The following is a 19,286-nucleotide window of genomic DNA, read 5'->3' on the forward strand; positions in this document are numbered from 1 at the left end:
TCTGTCAGGCGGCCGTTTCAGCCCTTGAGCTTCTCGGCAATCCAGATGGTATGCCGCGTGCCCTTGTTGCCATGGGCGAACACCTGCACTTCCTCGGCCTTGAAGCCGGCCTTGCGCAGCTTGTCGCTGAACTGCTTGTCGGCGCTGGCCGACCACACGGCCAGTACGCCCTTGGGCCGCAGGGCCTTGGCGCAGGCGCTGAGGCCGCCAGCGGAATACAGCCAGCTGTTGGCTTTTTGCGTCAGGCCTTCGGGGCCGTTGTCCACGTCCAGCATGATCGCGTCAAACCCCTGGGGCTCGGCCTGCAGCACCTTGGCCACGTCTTCCAGGCGGATCACGGTGCGCGGGTCCAGCAGCGGGCGGCCGGACTTTTCTCCCAGCGGCCCGCGATTCCATTCCACTACGCCGGGCACCAGCTCGGCGACCACCACTTCGGCAGTCTTGCCCAAATGCTTGAGCGCCGCCGCGAGGGTAAAGCCCATGCCCAGGCCGCCAATCAATACCTTGGAGCCGGGCCGACCGGCGACTTTGCGGCACGGAATCTCTGCCAGCGCATCCTCGGAACCGTGCATGCGCGTGTTCATCAACTGGCCACCGTCACCGCCCTGAATCTTGATGACAAAATCCTCACCGTATTCGAACAGGCACAAGGCACCGCCGTTGTCGGGGATCGGAGTGGTGTCCAGCAGAACGAAACGTTTCATGGAAATCTCATTGGGAAGGGCATTCTTGCGCGGTTGGGAGTAGCCTTACGACTTTACGGTCAGGCCATGGAGCCATCGATGAAGTGCAGCATTCTAACGGTCATTGTGTGGAGCGCGCTCGCCCTTGGCGGTGTGGCCCAGGCTCAGGAGTCGCAAACCGTACCGATTACCCCCGCGCCCACAGCGGGTTCGCCGGGTACTGCAACGCCCACACCGTACCCGCAAGTCACGCCACCGGCGACGCCAAAGGCGGCCGGCAGTGGTGAACCGTTGTTGGCGCCTATCGTGCTGCCCACGCCGCCCAAGGACCAGACGATCCCGGGCTTGCAGCAGAACGACATCAAGCCCAAGACCCCAGGCGGTTAAAACTGCTGGGACAGCAATTGCCCGTCCGCCATGCGCAGGCGCCTGGACAGGGCGATAGCAATGGCACGAATGATCTTGGCCGCGATTTTCGGTGCCTCGTTGAGCATTTTTTCCAGGGAATCCTTGCCCAGGTTCAACAGCACGCAATCGCTGGCTGCCACACAGCTGGCGGACCGGCGCTCGCCATCCAGCACGGCCATCTCGCCGAAGGCCCGGCCACTGCGCAAGGTGGCGATGTTCACCCGCTGGCCTTCATGGTTGGTCTTCTGCACCGCCACCTGGCCTGAGTGGATGATGCACATGAAGGTGCCGGCGTCGCCCTCGAGGAATATCACTTCATCACGGGCGATGGTGCTGATATTGAAATAGCCCGCCGCTACGTGGAAGTCTTCCGGCAGCAACGGGTCGAAGAGGCCGCAATCCATCAGCATGTCGCGGATTTCGTTATTGAGTAAGGTCGGTTCTGGCATGAGGCTTACAGTCTTTGTCCATAAATCGTGCAGGGCGCGCCCGGCGGTCAGGTGTTCAGACCCGCCCGCCAGGCGGAGTTCCTTAAATCAGCCCCAGCGCCTTGAAAACAAATGCATATTCGAGTGCTACGTCACGTAATCCCTGATAACGCCCACTCATGCCGCCATGGCCTGCGCCCAGTTCGGTCTTGAGCAGCAACAGGTTGTCGTCGGTCTTGGTGTCCCGCAGCTTGGCCACCCACTTGGCCGCTTCCCAATATTGCACGCGGCTGTCGTTGTAGCCGGCGATCACCAGCATGGCCGGGTAGGCCTGGGCGCTGACGTTTTCGTACGGCGCGTAAGCCTTGATCCGCTCATACACCTCCGGCTCTTCAGGGTTGCCCCATTCGTCGTACTCGGTGATGGTCAGCGGCAATTCAGGGTCGAGCATGGTGTTGAGTACGTCGACGAACGGCACTTCGGCAATCGCCGCCTGGAACAGCTCCGGGCGTTGATTGAGCACCGCGCCGATCAACAGGCCGCCGGCGCTGCCGCCGCTGATAGCCAGTTGTTTGGAGGTGGTCAGGCCCTGGGCGATCAAATGTTCGGCGCAGGCGATAAAGTCGCTGAAGGTATTTTGCTTGTGCTCCTGCTTGCCGGCGCGGTACCAGGCTTCGCCCAGTTCGCCGCCGCCGCGCACATGGGCAATGGCGAAAGCCACGCCACGGTCCAGCAGGCTCAAGCGTGCGTGGGAGAACCACGGGTCGAGGCTCTGGCCATAGGCGCCGTAGCCATACAGATACAGCGGCGTCGGCTTACCCAACTGGTCGCGGCGGACGACAAGGCTGATCGGCACCTGAGTGCCATCGGCCGACGTCGCCCACAACCGTTGGCTGACGTAGTCGTCGGCGTTGAACACACCCAGCACCGGGGTTTCCTTGAGCACCTGCTGTGCGCCGCTGGCCAGTTCCAGCTGACGGACCTGGGCCGGGCGGTTCAAGGCTTCATAACGCAGGCGGATCTTGTCGCTGACAAATTCCAAACTGTTCTGCACATAGAGGCTGTAGGCCGCGTCCGGTAATTCCACCCGATAAGCGGCCTGCCCTTGTGGGTGCACTTCGATGATCGGCAAACCACCGATGCGCAGGCTCAGGGTCATGGCCCGGGCGTTGAGGCTCACGCCATCCAGCATCACTGCGTCATCGTGGGGGATCAGGTTCTGCCAGTCGTCCTGGGTCGGCACGCTGCCGGTGTCGGCGGCCTGGAGCAGGGCGAAGTTGATGCCGTCGCGGTTGCTGCGGATAAACCAGGTCCACTGGTCATCCAGCTTGCCGTGGTCGACGTCATATTCATGGCCTTCTACCCGTGGTGCCATGCAGGTAAACGCCTGCTGCGGCTGCTCGGCATCCAGGGCCCAGATTTCGCTGGTGGTCTTGCTGCCCAGGGCCAGCAGCAACTGGCGCTCGGAACTTGAGCGGTAGCAGTGCAGGAAGAAACGGCCGTCGGGCTCGTGGAACACTTCTTCGGCGGCGGTGCCGTCCAGGCGATAGCGATACAGTTTGTGCGGGCGGTGGGTGTCGTCCAGTTCAGTGAAGAACAGGGTCAGGCTGTCGTTGGCCCAGGTCATGCTGCCGTCGCAGTCTTCGAACTCCAGTTCGCTGACCTTGCCGGTGGCCAATTCCTTCACGTAGAGGGTGTAAATCTCTTCGCCGTTGGTGTCCAGGCTGTAGGCCAGGCGCTGGTGATCGGGGCTGATGCTGAAGGCGCCGAGGGAGAAAAAGCCGCCATTGGCCAGTACGTTCGGGTCCAGCAGCAGCTCTTCCGCGCTTTCGTCGACCTGTTGGCTGTCATCCGCCGGGCGCGGGCAGCGGTAGTGGCGGGCATATTCGTCACCGGCGGTGGTGCGGGTGTAGTACAGGTACGGGCCCCAAGGCGAGGGCAGGGACAGGTCGGTTTCGAGGATGCGGCCCTTGATCTCTTCGAACAGGGTTTCGCGCAGTGCCTGTTGGTCGGACAATTGTGCTTCTTGCCAGGCATTTTCCGCCTTGAGGTAATCGAGCACCTCGGCGCTGTCACGCACTTGCAGCCAGGCGTACGGGTCGGTGCCTGGGGCCTTGCGGGCGATCGGGGCGGCAGTGATGTGGGTCGATGGGGGCATGGATCACTCTCTGTCTGGCGGTTGGCCGACGGCATTGCAGCCTCGGCACTGAAAAGCCGTTATCATAGCGGCCTGTTTGCCTACCTTGCCATGGACACCATGACCGAGAACGACTATCTGATCGCTTGGGGCCTCTACGCCTTCGCAGCCCTGGGTTGCCTGCTGGTGTGGTTTGCCATGACCCGCTGGATGTGGCGCTGGCTGCGCGAGCCGCTGCGGTTGCTGATGGCGGTGCTGCTGTTCAGCCCGACCATTGTCGACCCGGTGAAGACCCAGTTCGCCCCGGCCGTGGCCATCACGGCCCTGGACCTGGTGCTCAAGGTCGGCAACAACGCCTGGCGGGCGATTTCCGATCTGTTCATGTATTCCATGATCGCGTTTGGCGTGTATCTGGTGTTTGTGCTGATCCGCTGGCCCATCGAGCGTGCCTCCAGGGCCCGCCGTGAGCAGAAGGCCGCCGCTGCGGCAGCTGCTGCCGCCGAGCCGGAGGACGACGAACCCTTCGCCGATGAGCGCTACGGTCGCCCGGCTCCTGTCAGCGGTATGCGGGTAGAACCGCGCCTTTAACGTTGTACGCCCTGTATCGAGAAGCCTGGCATGTGTGAATTATTGGGCATGAGTGCCAACGTACCGACCGATATCGTGTTCAGCTTTACCGGGCTGATGCAGCGCGGCGGACGGACCGGCCCCCACCGCGACGGTTGGGGCATCGCCTTCTACGAAGGTCGCGGCCTGCGGTTGTTCCAGGACCCGGCGGCCAGCAGCGAATCGGAAGTCGCGCTGCTGGTGCAGCGTTATCCCATCAAGAGTGAAGTGGTGATTGGCCATATCCGCCAGGCCAATGTGGGCAAGGTGTGCCTGTCCAATACCCACCCGTTCGTGCGTGAACTGTGGGGCCGTAACTGGTGCTTCGCCCATAACGGTCAACTGGCGGACTTCAACCCCCGCGCCACGTTCTACCGGCCGGTGGGCGATACCGACAGCGAAGCGGCGTTCTGCGATTTGCTCAACCGTGTCCGCGAAGCGTTTCCGGAGCCGGTAGACATCGAACAGGTGCTGCCGGACCTGATTGCCGCCTGCAGCGACTACCGCAGCAAGGGCGTGTTCAATTGCCTGCTCAGCGACGGTGACTGGCTGTTCTGCTATTGCTCGACCAAACTGGCACAGATCACCCGGCGTGCGCCATTTGGCCCCGCGCGGTTGAAAGATGTCGACGTGATCGTCGATTTTCAGGCCGAAACCACGCCTAATGATGTGGTGACGGTGATTGCCACCGAACCCCTGACCGAAAACGAGACCTGGACCCGCTACGAACCGGGCCAGTGGAGCCTGTGGCGACGCGGCGAATGTGTCAGCCAAGGCAAAACGGAATAAGGACGTCGAATATGTTGCTCAGCTATTTGCGACTGGTGTTGTTTGCCGTGGGTCTGTTGGTTGGTGTGCAGGTGCCGGGGTTCATCAGCGACTACGCCAAGCGCGTCGAAGCCCACCTGATCGAGGCCCAGACCGGCCTGCGTGGCTTCGATGCCACGGCGCAGCAGTTCTTCAACGGTGACTTGCAGGCGCTGGTGGCCCATTACCGTGCCAGTGACGACCCGGTGTTTCGCAGCGATGCCGATAGCCTGGGCACGTTGCTCGACCGCCAGGTGGCGTTGGATAAGCAGTTCCAGGCGATGCAAGGCCCGTGGTACATCCGCGCGCTGCAAGTGGCTGTGGCCGCCGACCCGGCGATTCGCCAGGAAACCTGGAACGGCTACAGCTACATGCTCTTGCTGACCCCGGAAGCCATGGGCTGGGGCCTGGGCGGCGCGATGCTGTTGTCGTTTGGCCTGGAATGCCTGTTCCGCCTGATCGACTGGGTGGTGTTGGGCGGCAAGCGCCTGCGCCAGAGCCGGCCGATTGAAGAGCGGGACCTCAAGGGGCTTTAAAGGCTGACGCGGTCAAATTGTGGGAGCGGGCTTGCTCGCGAATGCGGTGTACCAGCCAACCTATATGTCACTGACGCACCGCATTCGCGAGCAAGCCCGCTCCCACAGTTTTAAATCGGTTCCTTCAGTGGCATGGGTTTGCTCAGCACCATCAAACCCTCGCCGACCTTCTGCGCATACCGCCCCACCACGCTCTGGCACAGCGCCACAATCTCCTCCACCAACTCCACACCCACTCGCCACGACACCACCACCTGCAAGTTCGGCGGTCGTTGCTCCATGGGCAGCATGGTCAATTCTCCTCGTGCCAACTCTTCGCTGACCAATACGGGCGGAAATGCACCAATCCCGAACCCGTCCCGCAGCAGGCGGGTGATCGCCGACACCGAGTTCACACAGCTCATTCGTGGCGCGGCTACGCCGTTCGCCTGCATCAGGCTGAGCACGTCCTGGTGCGGACAGGAGTTTTTCGAGTAGGTGATGATGCGCTCCTGGGCCAGTTCGGCGAGGGACGCGTAGTCGCGGTTGTAGATCGAGTGGCTGGCGACGATCCAGCCCATGGGATGGCTGGCCAGTTCCAGGCTGCGCACGGTTTCCTGGCGCAGCAGGTCGGTTTGCAGGATCAGGTCGAGAAAGCCTTTTTGCAGCTGATCGCTGAGGTTCAGCGCGGTATCGGCGACCAACTCGATTTCCACCCGCGGAAAGTGGTCCGTCAGTTCTGCCACCAGCGCGCTCAGCCAGGTGTGGATCACCGTGTCCATCACCCCGATGCGGATGCGCCCGACCTTGCTGCTGGTGGTTTCCAGGGACTGCTTGAGCCCTTGCATGGTCGCCATCATCTGCTCGGCATAATCGAGCACCTTCAAGCCTTCTGGCGTCAAGCTCACCCCCCGGGAGTCGCGCAGGAACAGCTTCACCCCCAGTTCGCTTTCCAGCACGGCGATGCGGCTGGAGATCGAGGCCTGGGTGGTGAACAGCTTCTCTGCCGTGAGACGAAAGCTCTTGAGCTTGGCCACCCAGACGAAGGTTTCGAGGAACTTCAAATTCATGGGATCAACTTTTCTTATGCATGGATCGGTTTTTATTAGTTGGACGCAGCGTGTCGCAAACGCCAAAAATCGAGCTGTCTCACGATAAGCGTCGTTGGGGCTCAGGACAACATCGTTGCGAGATCTTGGTAAAAGATCCCACACTACAAAAAAACAAAGCCTACAGGAGCCCTACCGTGAGCCGCCTGCTATTGAACTGCGACATCGGTGAAAGCTTTGGCAACTGGACCTTGGGTCTGGACGCCGAGGTCATGCCGTTCATTGATTGCGCCAACGTTGCCTGCGGTTTCCACGCTGGCGACCCGAGCATCATGCGCAAGACCGTCAGCCTGGCCTTCGAGCACGGCGTGCAGGTGGGCGCGCACCCGGCGTACCAGGACCTGCAGGGTTTCGGCCGCCGCTCCATGGCCTACACCCCGCAGGAAATCCAGGACCTGTTGCACTACCAGATCGGCGCCCTCGACGGTATTTGCCGGGCCCAGGGTGGGCGGGTCAGCTACGTTAAACCTCACGGTGCGATGTACAACGACATGATGGCCAAGCCGGCGCAATTGCGTGCGGTGATCCAGGCCGTGGCGGCCTACGACGCCAGCCTGCCGTTGATGCTGATGGCCACCCGCGACAACAGCGCTGCCCAGGCGTTGGGCGACGAATATGGCGTGACCCTGTGGTTTGAAGCCTTCGCCGATCGTGCCTATGACAGCGCTGGCCATCTGGTCTCCCGCCAGTTGCCGGGGGCGGTGCACCACGATCCTGAAAAGATCATCCAGCAAGCCTTGATCATCGCCCGGGGTGAACACCTGGTCGCCAGCGACGGCAGCCCGTTGCACCTGCAGGCCAATACCTTGTGTGTGCATGGCGATAATGCCAGCTCGGTGGCCGCCGTGCAGCGCATCCGTGAGGCGTTGACCCCAGCATGAAGCCACGGATTGAAGTCGTAGCCATCGACTGCCTGATGGTGCGCCTGTTTGATGTGATCGCCGAAGACAACATGCCCTGGATGCTCGCCGCCACCCGCCGTTTGCGGGAAGGTTTCGGCCCGGCGCTGGTGGACCTGGTGCCGTCCTACACGACCCTCATGGTGCATTACGACCTGATGGCGCTGAGCCCGGCCCAGGCGCGGGAGCTGATCGATCAGGCGCTTAAAGCACTGCAGCCGGAGCCCAAGGGCAGCGGGCAATGCCATGTGTTGCCGGTCTGGTATGACTTGAGTGTCGGCCCCGAGCTGCCGTTACTCGCGCAGCGCAGTGGCCTTGCGGTGGAGGAAGTGATCCGCCGCCACAGCCAGCACGAATATCAGGTATTCGCCTTGGGCTTTGCCCCGGGGTTTGCCTTTATGGGGCTGGTGGACGAACTGCTCGCCGCACCTCGACTCAATACGCCGCGCAAGCGGGTGGCGGCGGGCAGCGTGGGGATCGCTGAGCGGCAGACGGCCGCCTATCCGGTGGTATCGCCGGGCGGCTGGAACCTGATCGGCCGCACGCCGGCCAAGTTGTTTGATCGCGAACGCGACGGCTACAGCCTGATGCAGCCGGGGGACACTGTGCGTTACGAAGCGGTGAGCCATAGCGAATTCATCAACCTGAGTGGCGATGACACACCGTTGGAGGCCCAGGCATGAGCCGCTTGTTGATCGAGGCCAGCACCCCGCTGTGCTTGCTGCAGGACGCTGGACGTTTTGGCGTAAGGCACTTAGGCGTGACCCAGGGCGGCGCGCTGGATTGGGTGTCGATGTCGTGGGCCAATTGGTTGCTGGGCAATGCCCTGGATGCGCCGGTGGTGGAAATCACCTTGGGTGGCTTCACCGTGCAGGCCGAGGATTACTGCCTGCTGGCATTGGCCGGGGCAGACCTGGGCGCTTATGTCGATGAGCGCGCGATCAGCCCGGGGCGCACCTTTATTCTGCAAAAAGGCCAGCGTTTGCGGTTTACCCAGCCGTTCAGTGGTGCGCGGGCTTACCTGGCAGCGCCGGGCGGGTTTGATGCGCCGCAGGTGCTGGGCAGTTGCGCCACCGTGGCGCGTGAAGAGCTGGGCGGGCTGGATGGCTTTGGCCGAGCGCTGATTGAAGGCGCGCAGTTGACCTATTCAGGCGTGGGCGGTGCGATGCGGGAGTTGTCCACAGGGCAATTGCCGAAACTGGATTCGAAGGCGCCACTGGAGGTGATCCTGGGGGCGCAGATCGGCCAGTTCGGCGGGCAGAGTCTGTTTGATGTATTCAACAGCGAATGGACCCTCGACAGCCGCGCCGACCGCATGGGCATGCGCTTGCTGGGCACGCCGCTGGAGTATCAGGGGCCGTCGCTGATCTCGGAAGGTATCCCGCTGGGGGCGATCCAGGTGCCACCGGACGGGCAGCCGATTGTGTTGCTCAATGACCGGCAGACCATTGGCGGTTATCCGCGACTGGGGGCGTTGACGCCATTGGCGCTGGCACGGCTGGCGCAGTGTTTGCCGGGGGAGAAGGTGAGGTTGGCGCCGGTGGTGCAGGAGACGGCGCATCGGCAGCAGGTGGAGTATTTGCAGCACCTTGCCAGAAACTGAAGACCGCCGCAGGACAAAATGTGGGAGCGGGCTTGCTCGCGAAAGCGCAGTGTCAGTCACCGAATATATTGGCTGATACACCGCCTTCGCGAGCAAGCCCGCTCCCACATTTGATGGTGGTTGTCTGGGGAACAGGTTACTTCGACAAAAAGCGCATCCCTTCCTCAAGCCCACGCAACGTCAACGGAAACATCTGGTCCTCGATCAAGTCCCGGACAATCCCGGTGGACGCCGTATAGCCCCAGGTGTCTTTCGGGTACGGATTAATCCAGATCAGCTTCTTGTACTTCTCCATGAACCGCTGCATCCACACATAGCCTGGCTCTTCATTCCAGTGCTCGACGCTGCCGCCGGCCTGAGTGATTTCATACGGCGCCATGGCCGCATCGCCGATAAAGATCACTTTGTAGTCGGCGCCGTATTTGTGCAGCAGATCCTGGGTCGAGGTGCGTTCCGAACCCCGGCGCATGTTGTTCTTCCACACCGATTCATAAATGAAGTTGTGGAAGTAGAAATACTCCAGGTGCTTGAACTCGGTCTTGCACGCGGAGAACAGCTCTTCGCAGGTCTTCACATGGGCATCCATCGAGCCGCCGATGTCGAACAGCAACAGCAGTTTGATGGTGTTACGCCGCTCCGGGCGCATCTGGATATTCAGCAACCCGGCATCCCGCGCCGTATGGTCGATGGTGCCGTCGATGTCCAGTTCTTCCGCCGCACCCTGGCGTGCGAACTTGCGCAGGCGGCGCAGGGCGATCTTGATGTTGCGGGTGCCCAGTTCCACGGAATCATCGAGGTTCTTGTACTCGCGCTGGTCCCAGACCTTGACCGCCTTGCCCTGGCGCTTGCCGGCATCCCCCACGCGTATGCCTTCGGGGTTGAAACCGCCGGAGCCGAACGGGCTGGTGCCGCCGGTGCCGATCCATTTGTTGCCGCCGGCATGGCGTTCCTTCTGTTCTTCGAGGCGTTTCTTGAATTCCTCGATGAGCTTGTCGAGGCCGCCGAGGGACTGGATCTGCGCACGCTCTTCGTCGGTCAGCGAACGTTCGAATTCCTTGCGCAGCCAGTCTTCGGGGATCAGTGCCTGCAGGTGATCGTCGAGTTTTTCCAGGCCATTGAAGTAGGCGCCGAAGGCACGATCGAACTTGTCGAAATGCCGTTCGTCCTTCACCAGGATCGCGCGGGCCAAGTAGTAAAACTCGTCCATGTCGGCGAAGGTCACGCGCTGTTTCAGCGCGTTGATCAGGTCCAGCAGCTCACGCACCGACACCGGCACCTTGGCTGCACGCATTTCATTGAACAGGTTGAGCAGCATGGCAATCGCCCTTATCGGTTACCGCGACGGCTCATGAACGCCAGGCGCTCCAGCAACTGCACGTCCTGCTCGTTCTTCACCAAGGCACCGGCCAGGGGCGGGATGGCTTTGGTGGGGTCGCGCTCGCGCAGTACCGCTTCGCCGATATTGTCGGCCATCAGCAACTTGAGCCAGTCCACCAGTTCGGAGGTGGACGGTTTTTTCTTCAGGCCCGGTACCTTGCGCACGTCGAAGAACACATCGAGGGCTTCGCTGACCAGGTCTTTCTTGATGTCCGGGTAGTGCACGTCGACGATCTTTTGCAGGGTGGTGCGGTCCGGGAAGGCGATGTAGTGGAAGAAGCAGCGGCGCAGGAAGGCGTCCGGCAGCTCTTTTTCGTTGTTGGAGGTAATGATGATGATCGGGCGCTTCTTGGCCTTGATGGTCTCGTCGATTTCGTAGACGTAGAACTCCATCTTGTCGAGTTCTTGCAGCAGGTCGTTGGGGAATTCGATGTCGGCCTTGTCGATTTCGTCGATCAGCAGGATGACCCGCTCCTCGGACTCAAAGGCTTCCCAGAGCTTGCCCTTTTTCAGGTAGTTGCGTACGTCGTGGACCTTGTCCACGCCCAGCTGCGAGTCCCGCAGGCGGCTGACCGCGTCGTACTCGTACAGGCCCTGATGGGCCTTGGTGGTGGACTTGATGTGCCAGGTGATCAGCTTGGCGCCAAAGGATTCGGCCAGTTGCTCGGCGAGCATGGTCTTGCCGGTGCCCGGTTCGCCCTTGACCAGCAGTGGCCGCTCCAGCGTGATGGCGGCGTTAACGGCCAGTTTCAGGTCATCGGTGGCTACGTAGGCCTGGGTGCCTTCGAACTTCATCTATCAATCCTCGAACGTGACGCCGAACGGTCCGGGACCGAAGCGGGCGGGTAATCAGCTTGGCCCGACTATACCGCGCAGCCCCGGCGACTGTGAACGCAGACGGGCTATTCAGTCTCTGAATTGTAGGAGCGCGCTTGCTCGCGAAAAACGTCAACGATGACGCGTGTTTTCTGAATAAACGCGGCGCCTTGGGGCTTTTCCCGAGCAAGCTCGCTCCTGCTGGGGCCAGTGTTTCAGTCTGCGCTGGGCTTGGGCTGTTCGTAGCGGGCGTTGAAGGCCTGGACGAAACCATTACGCAAAATCTGCAAAAACGCCTGGAACGCGCTGATATCTTGCTGGTGCACGTTGCCGCTCAGCTCCACGCGGGTGGCGAACTGGTTTTTACGCTGGTTCTTCAGCACGGTTTCGCTGACGCCGACCACCGCCTCCCAGATCGAGCGGAAGATGCCCTTGTCCTTGTTCTCCACATCCTGTTGCCAGTTGAACACCTCGACGTTGCGTAGCAGGGGCTTGATGTAGCCGGTCAATTGGCCTTTTTCTGCCTGGGCTTCCACCACCAGGTCGCCGTTGCCGGCACTGAAGTCGAACTTGCCGTAGGCCGAGGCGAAGTCATTCATGCGCTTGAGCTCGATATCCCGGGCCCGGAAACGGAATTCGAAGTTTTCGAAATTGCTCAAGGGGTCGAACGTCGCCGTGGCTTCCAGCGGCGCCTGGCCCAAAAACAGCGCCTTGCCGTCGAAACGTGCGTCGCGCTGGCCTTTGACGTCCACCACGTTGGTCAGGTTGTAGAAGCTGGCGTTGACCTGGGTCGCGTACATATTGACCGGAGGTTTAGAGCTGAAGTTATGGAAGGCGATCTTTCCGTCGTCGATGCGCACCTCGTTCAGGGTAATCGGCAACAGTTTGCTCAGTTGGGCCCGCCAGTCGGTGCCCTGACCGGTCTGGGATGCCTGCTTGTTGGTGCCACCGTCGACGAAGTTCAGCTCCGGCTTGATGAACTGTGCCTCGGCCACCACTGCGTGGTCGTACCACAGTGAATGCCAGCTCACCGACAGGTCGATCACCGGCGCCTTGACGAACGGTACCGGCACCTTGCCGTCGACCTTGACGATCTGCAAGCCGTTGATCCGATAGGCGCCGCGCCACAGTGCCAGGTCGACATCGGTGACCTGGCCGCGGTAATCGCCCATGTCGGCGAGTTTGTCATTCAGGTAGTTGCGCACCAGATAGGGCAGGGCGATATCCAGGACGACCAGCAGTACCACGATTCCCGCAAGGGTCCAGAGCGGCCAACTGTAGCGACGTTTCATAGGGATTTTCTCCATCCGTGTAGGCGATTGACTCCTACGGCCGCTGGACGTTCGCTTGACTGGACGCTTCGCAACACGAGGCATACCCTTGGGGCCTTCCTGAAATTGCCTAAAGGACCCGTTATGAGCCGCATTTTTGCAGACAACGCGCACTCCATCGGTAACACGCCCCTGATTCAGATCAACCGCATTGCCCCGCGTGGCGTGACTATTCTGGCCAAGATCGAAGGGCGTAACCCGGGGTATTCGGTGAAGTGCCGGATTGGCGCAAACATGATCTGGGACGCCGAAGGCAGCGGCAAACTCAAGCCGGGCATGACCATTGTCGAGCCGACTTCCGGCAATACCGGCATCGGCCTGGCGTTTGTTGCCGCCGCTCGTGGTTACAAGTTGTTGCTGACCATGCCCGCTTCCATGAGCATCGAGCGCCGCAAGGTGCTCAAGGCCCTCGGCGCCGAACTGGTGTTGACCGAGCCGGCCAAGGGCATGAAGGGCGCGATCGAAAAAGCCGGCGAAATCCTCGCCAGCGACCCGGCCAAGTATTTTATGCCGGCCCAGTTCGAAAACCCGGCGAACCCGGCGATCCACGAGAAAACCACCGGTCCGGAAATCTGGAATGACACGGATGGCGCCGTGGACGTATTGGTGGCAGGCGTGGGCACCGGCGGCACCATCACCGGGGTGTCGCGCTATATCAAGAACATCCAGGGCAAGCCTATCTTGTCGGTGGCGGTGGAGCCCATCAGCTCGCCAGTGATTACCCAGGCGCTGGCCGGTGAAGAGATCAAGCCCAGCCCTCACAAGATCCAGGGCATTGGCGCCGGTTTTGTGCCGAAAAACCTCGACCTGTCGATGGTCGACCGGGTCGAACTGGTCAGCGATGAAGAGTCCAAGGCCATGGCCTTGCGCCTGATGCAGGAGGAGGGGATTCTCTGCGGTATCTCCTGTGGCGCAGCAATGGCCGTGGCGGTGCGCCTGGCGGAGAAGCCGGAAATGCAGGGCAAGACCATCGTCGTGGTGCTGCCGGACTCCGGCGAACGCTACCTGTCGAGCATGTTGTTCGCCGATTTGTTTACCGATCAGGAAAACCAGGCTTGATTCAAATCAGCGCGATGGCGCGGCCCTTATGCATAATTGGCCCGTTATCGCGCACCGCTAAATGCTGATTGTTGGAGTGCGCGGGTTTTTCCCGAGGCCCGGAGTGTTTATCATGGCCGGCTGCTACGTCTGGTTTCCCGATAACGGGAGGCTAATGGCCAGACGCCTATTTCCAGGAGTTGCTGCATGACCTTTTCTTTGGCCGCCAAACTGTCGGTGTTGCTGCTGTTTATCGGCAGCACGCTGTACGTGCATTTGCGTGGCAAGGCCCGCTTGCCGATGTTGCGTCAGTTCGTCAACCATTCGGCGCTGTTCGCCCCGTATAACGCCTTGATGTACATCTTCTCCGCCGTGCCGTCCAAGCCGTACCTGGACCGCAGCAAGTTTCCGGAGCTGGACGTGCTCAAGGACAACTGGGAAGTGATTCGCGAAGAGGCCATGCATCTGTTCGACGAGGGCTATATCCGCGCCGCCGAGAAGAACAACGATGCCGGTTTCGGCTCGTTCTTCAAGAAGGGATGGAAGCGTTTCTACCTGAAGTGGTACGACAAACCGTTGCCGTCGGCTGAACTGCTGTGCCCGAAAACCGTGGCCCTGGTCAGCAGCATTCCCAACGTCAAGGGCGCGATGTTTGCCCTGTTGCCGGGTGGCAGCCACCTCAACCCGCACCGTGACCCGTTTGCCGGTTCCCTGCGTTACCACCTGGGGCTGTCCACGCCGAACTCCGACGACTGCCGTATTTTCGTCGACGGCCAGGTGTATGCCTGGCGTGACGGTGAAGACGTGATGTTCGACGAGACCTACGTGCACTGGGTGAAGAACGAAACCGAACACACCCGGGTGATCCTGTTCTGCGACATCGAACGCCCGCTGAGCAGCCGCCTGATGACGCGCATCAACCGTTGGGTCAGCGCCCAACTGGGCCGCGCTACCGCGCCGCAGAACCTGGATGACGAACGCGTTGGCGGGATCAACCAGGCGTATGCCTGGAGCAAGCGCTTCAGCGACAGCTTCAGCGGTGTGGTCAAGCAGTGGAAGCGCAAGCATCCGAAGGCTTATCGCATCCTGCGGCCGGTGCTGGCAGTGTTGGTGCTGACGGCGTTGGGGTATTGGTTGTTTGGTTAAGGCTTTTGCAGGCATAAAAAAACCGCTCGAGTGAGCGGTTTTTTTATGCTTTTGATTTGTTGGGGTTGCCCGCTAAAAGGCTGGGCTCATCAACGCTGGTCGTCATGGCTGCACTGAGAAAACGGCGCTGATTGGCGGTGACTGCTAGTGCTGGTGCTCCAAGCTCTTTTATCAGCTTCGATGATGATTTCTGGGTGACGGAGTTTTTAGGAGCTGCTCCCATATTAGCCTCCACTGTTGATCATTAATTGAGCATGGTTACGATGCTAAGCCCGCCTTTGAGCGGTATAACTGATAGCGCAGAGAATCGCGTTTTTTTGGCATTGGTCATCATGAGTTAAAAGCCCCCCGGATTCGGAGCGGATTGGTTTTTCCCAAGGCTAGTGGTGTTGACCCAAGCTGTCCTTACTGGCCTTTTGGCGAAGTCATTGCAAAGCATGTCCCCAGCTGGTTATAGTCGGCCGCAGGTGTTTTCAGACACCTTGTCCATCCCCCCAAAAAAGATCAGCACATGCCAGCTTCCTTGCGCATAGCGGTAGTCGATTCAGCGGTCAACGCTGCGGTCGTGCCGTGCGGGAACCAGCAGCCTGTGCAGATCAGTCACTACCCCCCACCTGTCAGTAGCACGCCGGTGTACGCAGTCGTATCACCGCCGGGTGTTGGCATTTCGGGCTGATCAGCTGATGGCTGTTCCCCTGTGCCCGCCTGAAAAAAACTACTGAATTTCAGCTTTTGCTGAATTGGCTTTTTGCCTGATTACAGGTGGTATCCATGTCTGTTCTTTCGAAACAATCCGTGGCCGCGGCGGCCTCGACGAGCCTGCTTGTCTTGCTGTGGAGCAGCGGGGCGATTTTCTCCAAATGGGGCCTGGCCCACGCTTCGCCCTTTGCGTTTTTGCTGATCCGTTTTGCCATAGCCCTGGCGGGGTTGGTGATACTGGTCCCGATCCTCAAGCTGAAGTTGCCGCGTTCCGGCAAGCCGATGCTTTACGCGGCGGCCACCGGGCTGGTGCTGTTGGGGGCTTACCAGATTTTTTACCTTCTGGCCCTGGACCTCAAAGTCACGCCCGGCATGATGGCTACCATCATGGGCGTGCAACCGATCCTGACCGTGGTGTTGATGGAGCGTCAGCGCTCCTGGAGCCGGATGTTCGGCCTGGCGCTGGGGTTGGCGGGGTTGATCATGGTGGTGTACCAGGGCATCGGCATGTCCGGGATGTCCCTGGCAGGCATACTCTTTGGCCTGTTGGCCCTGGCCAGCATGACCTTCGGCTCGATCATGCAGAAGCGCATCACCGATAACCCGCTGGGCACCCTGCCGGTGCAGTACTTCGCAGGCTTGTTGTTGTGCTCGGTGTTTGTGCCGTTCCAGCCGTTCCACTTTGAGCACAGCAGCGGCTTTTTCGTGCCGGTGCTGTGGATGGGCTTGGTGGTGTCGCTGCTGGCGACGCTGTTGCTGTACCGGCTGATCGCTCGGGGCAACCTGGTGAATGTCACCAGCTTGTTCTATCTGGTGCCCGCGGTGACGGCGGTGATGGATTACCTGATCTTCGGCAACAAGCTGGCAATCCTGAGCTTGCTGGGGATGGGCCTGATCATTGTCGGATTGGCTTTTGTGTTCCGTAAGAGCTGAACAACCCCAGCTGTAGGAGCCGAAACGCTCCTACAGCTTCCCGGCCAATTTCCCTGGCCGAAGCACCAGCCACAATGCCCCCGCAATCAACAGCCCGCCATACAGATGCGCCATGGACAGCGGCTCATCCAGCAGCAACGCCCCCCACAACACCCCGAACGGCGGAATCATGAAGGTCACGGTCATCGACTTCACCGGGCCGATGGAGGTCAGCAAGCGGAAGTACAGGATGTAGGCAAACGCCGTACATACCAGCCCCAACCCCAGCAACGACAACCACACAGGCCAGCCACCCCAACTGGCCGGTGGATGGCTGATGGCACTCCAGGCAAACAGCGGCAGCAGGAACAGCGTGGCCCCGAGCATGCTGCCCAAGGCTGCGAGACGACTGTCCAGCCCGCCCCTTTGATCGAGCCAGCGCCGTGCCAAAAAGCCGGCAAAACCATAGCAGGTGGTCGCCAACAGGCACGCCAGCGCACCCATCAGCAGTTCCAGATCGAAGGCCACCGGCCCGGCGCGGGTCAGGATGCCAACGCCGAACAGCCCCAGGCACACTCCGGCAATTTTCGACGGCGTCAGGCGCTCACTGAAAAACAGCCCGCCAATCAGCACGCCCATCAGCGGCGTCGTGGCATTGAAGATCGCCGAGTAACCGGCCGGCAGCACCTGGGCCGCCACCGAATACATGGTCGCGGGAATGCCGGAGTTGATCACGCCCAGCAACAGCACCGTCTTGAACTTGCCTTGGAAATCCCAGCTCACCCGCATCATGGCGAGGATCACCAGCAGGCCGGTGGCGGCAATCGACACCCGGAAAAATGCCGTAGGAATGGTGCCGATTTCCGGCGCGATAATTCGCATGAACAAAAAACTCGCGCCCCAGATAGCGGCCAGCACCAACAGGTGCAGGGTGTCGACAGGTCTCACGGAACAACTCCTGTTTGATAAGGGCGGAAGTGTTGCCCACGGACCTGTCTGACACAATCGCTAATACATGTTTTACAGCACGAAGCGCGTCACCAAGCCATTGAGGTCCACCGCCAACCGCGACAGTTCCTGGCTGGCCGCCGAGGTCTGGGTGGCACCGGCGGCGGTTTGCGTCGACAGGTCCCGGATGTTCACCAGGCTGCGGTCCACCTCTCGGGCCACCAGTGCCTGCTGCTCGGCGGCGCTCGCGATCACCAGGTTGCGCTGGCTGATCTGCGAGATCGCTGCGGTGATTTTCTCCAGCGCACTGCCGGCGCTGTTGGCCCGCTGCAAGGTCTGGCCGGCGTGTTCAGCGCTGCTGTTCAAGGCACCGACGGTGTCCTGGGTGCCTTGCTGGATACCGTTGATCATCTGCTCGATTTCTTCGGTGGAGTCCTGGGTGCGTTGCGCCAGGGAGCGCACTTCGTCCGCCACCACGGCAAAGCCGCGACCGGCCTCGCCTGCGCGGGCTGCCTCAATCGCCGCGTTGAGCGCCAGCAGGTTGGTCTGACCGGCAATCCCGCGAATCACTTCCAGTACTTTGCTGATGTCCTGGGCCTGCACCGCCAGGCCTTCGGCCTTGGTAGAGGCGCCGAGCACCTCGTCCACCAGGTTCTGGATCGAGCTGATGGTCTCGCTGATCTGGTAGTGGCCGTGCTTGCTGTCTTCGTCGGAGGCCTTGGACGCTTCGGCGCTGGACACCGCATTGCCCGCCACTTCGTCTACTGCTGCGCTCATCTGCGTCACCGCGGTGGCAGCCTGTTCGATTTCATCGTTCTGCGCCTGCAGGCCGCGGGTGCTCTGTTCCATCACCGAACTCATCTCTTCGGCCGCCGAGGCCAACTGCTGCGACGATTCGCTGATGCCACGGATGGTGTCCTGCAGATTGGTCTGCATGGTGGCCAATGCGCTGAGCAATTGCGCCGGCTCGTCTTTGCCTTCCACAACGATCGGCCGGCTCAGGTCGCCGGAGGCGATGGTGCGGGCCACCGTCAGTGCCTGGCCAATGGGCGCGGTGATGCTGCGGGTCAGCAGCCAGGCCAGCAGTAACGTTGCCATCAGGGCGGTGACGATGATGCTGCCGACCACCCATTGGGCGCTGGTGTACATCTGGGCTGCCGACTCTGCGGCGTCTTCCACACCTTTTTGATTGAAGGTGATCATGTCTTCCAGGCTTTTATTGAGGACCATGCCTTGGGGCGCCAGCCGGCTGTTGAGCAGGTCCATGGCGTTTTGCTGCTGGTCTTGGTCGACCAGTTGAATCATCTGGGCGACGATCGTCATGTAGGTCGCAACGTTGGCTTTCAACTGCTTGAGCAGGTCGCGTTCTTGCTCGTTGCTCAGCAAGGTTTCGTGACGCTTCAGCAGTTCTTCAAGGTCGCCACGCTGGCGGGTGATCAGGTTTTTGCTGTTGTCGCGCACCCGGGAGTCATCGGTGGTGAGCAAGCGCAACGCTTCCAGGCGGATGCTGGCGACATAGGCGGCGCTGTCGTGAATGTTTTCAATACTCGGCATCCACGACTCTTCGATGATCAGCGCGCTTTCCCGCAGCTTGGCCATCTGGCCTAAACCAAACAGGCCGACCACGATCAACAGGCTGGCCAACACCCCAAAACTCAGACTGGCGCGCAGGCCGATCCCCATATTCCTCAATGACATCTCAATGCTCCTTGGTCGATTAGAACCTGTTCCCGGACCGGTCTTCTGACCTTGTTAGGTGGGAGAGGGCGCGCTATATAGCAAAGAGCCATCATGAAGGTAATAAGGGTTTCCCTTACGTTGGAT

The 19,286-nt window shown here is 60.8% G+C and carries 20 protein-coding genes; 10 read left to right on the forward strand and 10 right to left on the reverse strand.

Annotated features, from left to right (window positions below):
- Window positions 1-17: 17 nt before the first annotated feature.
- Window positions 18-704 carry a spermidine synthase gene (locus ACUN0G_RS06400; RefSeq protein WP_445572937.1) on the reverse strand — a complete coding sequence of 229 codons (687 nt, stop codon included), beginning with the start codon at window positions 702-704 and terminating at the stop codon, window positions 18-20.
- A 78-nt stretch (window positions 705-782) separates the two neighbouring features.
- Here ACUN0G_RS06400 and ACUN0G_RS06405 point away from each other — a divergent pair, with 78 nt between their 5' ends.
- Window positions 783-1,070, forward strand: coding sequence for a hypothetical protein (locus ACUN0G_RS06405; protein WP_017479183.1), 288 nt, complete (start codon window positions 783-785; stop codon window positions 1,068-1,070).
- Here ACUN0G_RS06405 and ACUN0G_RS06410 read toward each other — a convergent pair.
- Both ACUN0G_RS06410 and ACUN0G_RS06415 read right to left on the reverse strand, forming a co-directional pair.
- Window positions 1,067-1,540, reverse strand: a complete 474-nt coding sequence (locus ACUN0G_RS06410) for a cyclic nucleotide-binding domain-containing protein (protein ID WP_421552381.1) — start codon at window positions 1,538-1,540, stop codon at window positions 1,067-1,069. The two genes, ACUN0G_RS06405 and ACUN0G_RS06410, sit on opposite strands and share 4 nt — an antisense overlap.
- Window positions 1,541-1,622: 82 nt before the next feature.
- Complete coding sequence (locus ACUN0G_RS06415; RefSeq protein ID WP_445572938.1) at window positions 1,623-3,677, reverse strand: S9 family peptidase; 2,055 nt, start codon at window positions 3,675-3,677, stop codon at window positions 1,623-1,625.
- Window positions 3,678-3,767: 90 nt separating this feature from the next.
- Here ACUN0G_RS06415 and ACUN0G_RS06420 point away from each other — a divergent pair, with 90 nt between their 5' ends.
- From ACUN0G_RS06420 to ACUN0G_RS06430, 3 genes are read left to right on the forward strand one after another with little or no spacing between them, the layout of a single operon-like run.
- Window positions 3,768-4,244 carry an MFS transporter gene (locus ACUN0G_RS06420; protein WP_421525929.1) on the forward strand — a complete coding sequence of 159 codons (477 nt, stop codon included), beginning with the start codon at window positions 3,768-3,770 and terminating at the stop codon, window positions 4,242-4,244.
- Between the two features lie 30 nt (window positions 4,245-4,274).
- On the forward strand, window positions 4,275-5,051 hold the full coding sequence (locus ACUN0G_RS06425; RefSeq protein ID WP_258344225.1) for a class II glutamine amidotransferase: 777 nt from the start codon (window positions 4,275-4,277) through the stop codon (window positions 5,049-5,051).
- Window positions 5,052-5,062: 11 nt separating this feature from the next.
- Window positions 5,063-5,605 carry a DUF2937 family protein gene (locus ACUN0G_RS06430; RefSeq protein WP_445572939.1) on the forward strand — a complete coding sequence of 181 codons (543 nt, stop codon included), beginning with the start codon at window positions 5,063-5,065 and terminating at the stop codon, window positions 5,603-5,605.
- Between the two features lie 110 nt (window positions 5,606-5,715).
- Here the strand turns inward: ACUN0G_RS06430 and ACUN0G_RS06435 are convergent, their stop codons facing one another.
- Window positions 5,716-6,654, reverse strand: a complete 939-nt coding sequence (locus ACUN0G_RS06435) for a LysR family transcriptional regulator (protein ID WP_421525033.1) — start codon at window positions 6,652-6,654, stop codon at window positions 5,716-5,718.
- Window positions 6,655-6,830: 176 nt separating this feature from the next.
- Here ACUN0G_RS06435 and ACUN0G_RS06440 point away from each other — a divergent pair, with 176 nt between their 5' ends.
- The 3 genes from ACUN0G_RS06440 to ACUN0G_RS06450 are packed head-to-tail and all read left to right on the forward strand — an operon-like array spanning window position 6,831 to window position 9,195.
- Window positions 6,831-7,574, forward strand: a complete 744-nt coding sequence (locus tag ACUN0G_RS06440; RefSeq protein WP_017479176.1) for a 5-oxoprolinase subunit PxpA — start codon at window positions 6,831-6,833, stop codon at window positions 7,572-7,574.
- Complete coding sequence (gene pxpB, locus ACUN0G_RS06445) at window positions 7,571-8,275, forward strand: 5-oxoprolinase subunit PxpB (protein WP_445572940.1); 705 nt, start codon at window positions 7,571-7,573, stop codon at window positions 8,273-8,275. The genes ACUN0G_RS06440 and pxpB overlap by 4 nt, the downstream gene beginning before the upstream one ends.
- The gene (locus ACUN0G_RS06450; RefSeq protein WP_445572941.1) at window positions 8,272-9,195 is read left to right on the forward strand and encodes a 5-oxoprolinase subunit C family protein; all 924 of its coding nucleotides are present in this window, start codon (window positions 8,272-8,274) and stop codon (window positions 9,193-9,195) included. Before pxpB ends, ACUN0G_RS06450 begins: the two co-directional genes overlap by 4 nt.
- Window positions 9,196-9,331: 136 nt before the next feature.
- Here the strand turns inward: ACUN0G_RS06450 and ACUN0G_RS06455 are convergent, their stop codons facing one another.
- The 3 genes from ACUN0G_RS06455 to ACUN0G_RS06465 all read right to left on the reverse strand — a co-directional run bounded on the left by ACUN0G_RS06455 (window position 9,332) and on the right by ACUN0G_RS06465 (window position 12,680).
- Window positions 9,332-10,510, reverse strand: a complete 1,179-nt coding sequence (locus ACUN0G_RS06455) for a vWA domain-containing protein (RefSeq protein WP_003210689.1) — start codon at window positions 10,508-10,510, stop codon at window positions 9,332-9,334.
- Between the two features lie 11 nt (window positions 10,511-10,521).
- Entirely contained in the window at window positions 10,522-11,367 is an 846-nt protein-coding gene (locus ACUN0G_RS06460; protein WP_003210690.1) for an AAA family ATPase, read from the reverse strand.
- A 236-nt stretch (window positions 11,368-11,603) separates the two neighbouring features.
- Window positions 11,604-12,680 (reverse strand): DUF748 domain-containing protein, encoded by a 1,077-nt coding sequence (locus tag ACUN0G_RS06465; protein WP_258344232.1) that lies wholly within the window; start codon window positions 12,678-12,680, stop codon window positions 11,604-11,606.
- Window positions 12,681-12,803: 123 nt separating this feature from the next.
- Here ACUN0G_RS06465 and cysK point away from each other — a divergent pair, with 123 nt between their 5' ends.
- Both cysK and ACUN0G_RS06475 read left to right on the forward strand, forming a co-directional pair.
- Complete coding sequence (cysK, locus tag ACUN0G_RS06470) at window positions 12,804-13,778, forward strand: cysteine synthase A (protein WP_421525028.1); 975 nt, start codon at window positions 12,804-12,806, stop codon at window positions 13,776-13,778.
- Between the two features lie 186 nt (window positions 13,779-13,964).
- On the forward strand, window positions 13,965-14,903 hold the full coding sequence (locus tag ACUN0G_RS06475; protein ID WP_445572942.1) for an aspartyl/asparaginyl beta-hydroxylase domain-containing protein: 939 nt from the start codon (window positions 13,965-13,967) through the stop codon (window positions 14,901-14,903).
- A gap of 43 nt (window positions 14,904-14,946) precedes the next feature.
- On the opposite strand, the gene ACUN0G_RS06480 is transcribed toward ACUN0G_RS06475, so the two are convergent.
- Window positions 14,947-15,126, reverse strand: a complete 180-nt coding sequence (locus ACUN0G_RS06480; protein ID WP_148666979.1) for a hypothetical protein — start codon at window positions 15,124-15,126, stop codon at window positions 14,947-14,949.
- 548 nt (window positions 15,127-15,674) lie between these two features.
- Between ACUN0G_RS06480 and ACUN0G_RS06485 the strand changes: the two genes are divergently transcribed.
- Window positions 15,675-16,535 carry a DMT family transporter gene (locus ACUN0G_RS06485; RefSeq protein ID WP_445572943.1) on the forward strand — a complete coding sequence of 287 codons (861 nt, stop codon included), beginning with the start codon at window positions 15,675-15,677 and terminating at the stop codon, window positions 16,533-16,535.
- A gap of 30 nt (window positions 16,536-16,565) precedes the next feature.
- Here ACUN0G_RS06485 and ACUN0G_RS06490 read toward each other — a convergent pair whose 3' ends face one another.
- Together ACUN0G_RS06490 and ACUN0G_RS06495 are read right to left on the reverse strand one after the other, a co-directional pair.
- A complete protein-coding gene (locus tag ACUN0G_RS06490) occupies window positions 16,566-17,462 on the reverse strand; it encodes a DMT family transporter (protein WP_445572944.1) in 897 nt (298 codons plus the stop codon).
- Between the two features lie 72 nt (window positions 17,463-17,534).
- Window positions 17,535-19,160, reverse strand: a complete 1,626-nt coding sequence (locus ACUN0G_RS06495; RefSeq protein WP_445572945.1) for a methyl-accepting chemotaxis protein — start codon at window positions 19,158-19,160, stop codon at window positions 17,535-17,537.
- Window positions 19,161-19,286: the final 126 nt, after the last annotated feature.

Source organism: Pseudomonas sp. 32A (genome assembly GCF_052682255.1).

Excerpts from the sequence above, each read along its gene's own strand:
- ACUN0G_RS06400 (WP_445572937.1), bottom strand. The coding sequence starts at position 704 with ATGAAACGTTTCGTTCTGCTGGACACCACTCCGATCCCCGACAACGGC.
- ACUN0G_RS06405 (WP_017479183.1), top strand. The coding sequence starts at position 783 with ATGAAGTGCAGCATTCTAACGGTCATTGTGTGGAGCGCGCTCGCCCTT.
- ACUN0G_RS06410 (WP_421552381.1), bottom strand. The coding sequence starts at position 1,540 with ATGCCAGAACCGACCTTACTCAATAACGAAATCCGCGACATGCTGATG.
- ACUN0G_RS06415 (WP_445572938.1), bottom strand. The coding sequence starts at position 3,677 with ATGCCCCCATCGACCCACATCACTGCCGCCCCGATCGCCCGCAAGGCC.
- ACUN0G_RS06420 (WP_421525929.1), top strand. The coding sequence starts at position 3,768 with ATGGACACCATGACCGAGAACGACTATCTGATCGCTTGGGGCCTCTAC.
- ACUN0G_RS06425 (WP_258344225.1), top strand. The coding sequence starts at position 4,275 with ATGTGTGAATTATTGGGCATGAGTGCCAACGTACCGACCGATATCGTG.
- ACUN0G_RS06430 (WP_445572939.1), top strand. The coding sequence starts at position 5,063 with ATGTTGCTCAGCTATTTGCGACTGGTGTTGTTTGCCGTGGGTCTGTTG.
- ACUN0G_RS06435 (WP_421525033.1), bottom strand. The coding sequence starts at position 6,654 with ATGAATTTGAAGTTCCTCGAAACCTTCGTCTGGGTGGCCAAGCTCAAG.
- pxpB (WP_445572940.1), top strand. The coding sequence starts at position 7,571 with ATGAAGCCACGGATTGAAGTCGTAGCCATCGACTGCCTGATGGTGCGC.
- ACUN0G_RS06450 (WP_445572941.1), top strand. The coding sequence starts at position 8,272 with ATGAGCCGCTTGTTGATCGAGGCCAGCACCCCGCTGTGCTTGCTGCAG.
- ACUN0G_RS06455 (WP_003210689.1), bottom strand. The coding sequence starts at position 10,510 with ATGCTGCTCAACCTGTTCAATGAAATGCGTGCAGCCAAGGTGCCGGTG.
- ACUN0G_RS06460 (WP_003210690.1), bottom strand. The coding sequence starts at position 11,367 with ATGAAGTTCGAAGGCACCCAGGCCTACGTAGCCACCGATGACCTGAAA.
- ACUN0G_RS06465 (WP_258344232.1), bottom strand. The coding sequence starts at position 12,680 with ATGAAACGTCGCTACAGTTGGCCGCTCTGGACCCTTGCGGGAATCGTG.
- cysK (WP_421525028.1), top strand. The coding sequence starts at position 12,804 with ATGAGCCGCATTTTTGCAGACAACGCGCACTCCATCGGTAACACGCCC.
- ACUN0G_RS06475 (WP_445572942.1), top strand. The coding sequence starts at position 13,965 with ATGACCTTTTCTTTGGCCGCCAAACTGTCGGTGTTGCTGCTGTTTATC.
- ACUN0G_RS06480 (WP_148666979.1), bottom strand. The coding sequence starts at position 15,126 with ATGGGAGCAGCTCCTAAAAACTCCGTCACCCAGAAATCATCATCGAAG.
- ACUN0G_RS06485 (WP_445572943.1), top strand. The coding sequence starts at position 15,675 with ATGTCTGTTCTTTCGAAACAATCCGTGGCCGCGGCGGCCTCGACGAGC.
- ACUN0G_RS06495 (WP_445572945.1), bottom strand. The coding sequence starts at position 19,160 with ATGTCATTGAGGAATATGGGGATCGGCCTGCGCGCCAGTCTGAGTTTT.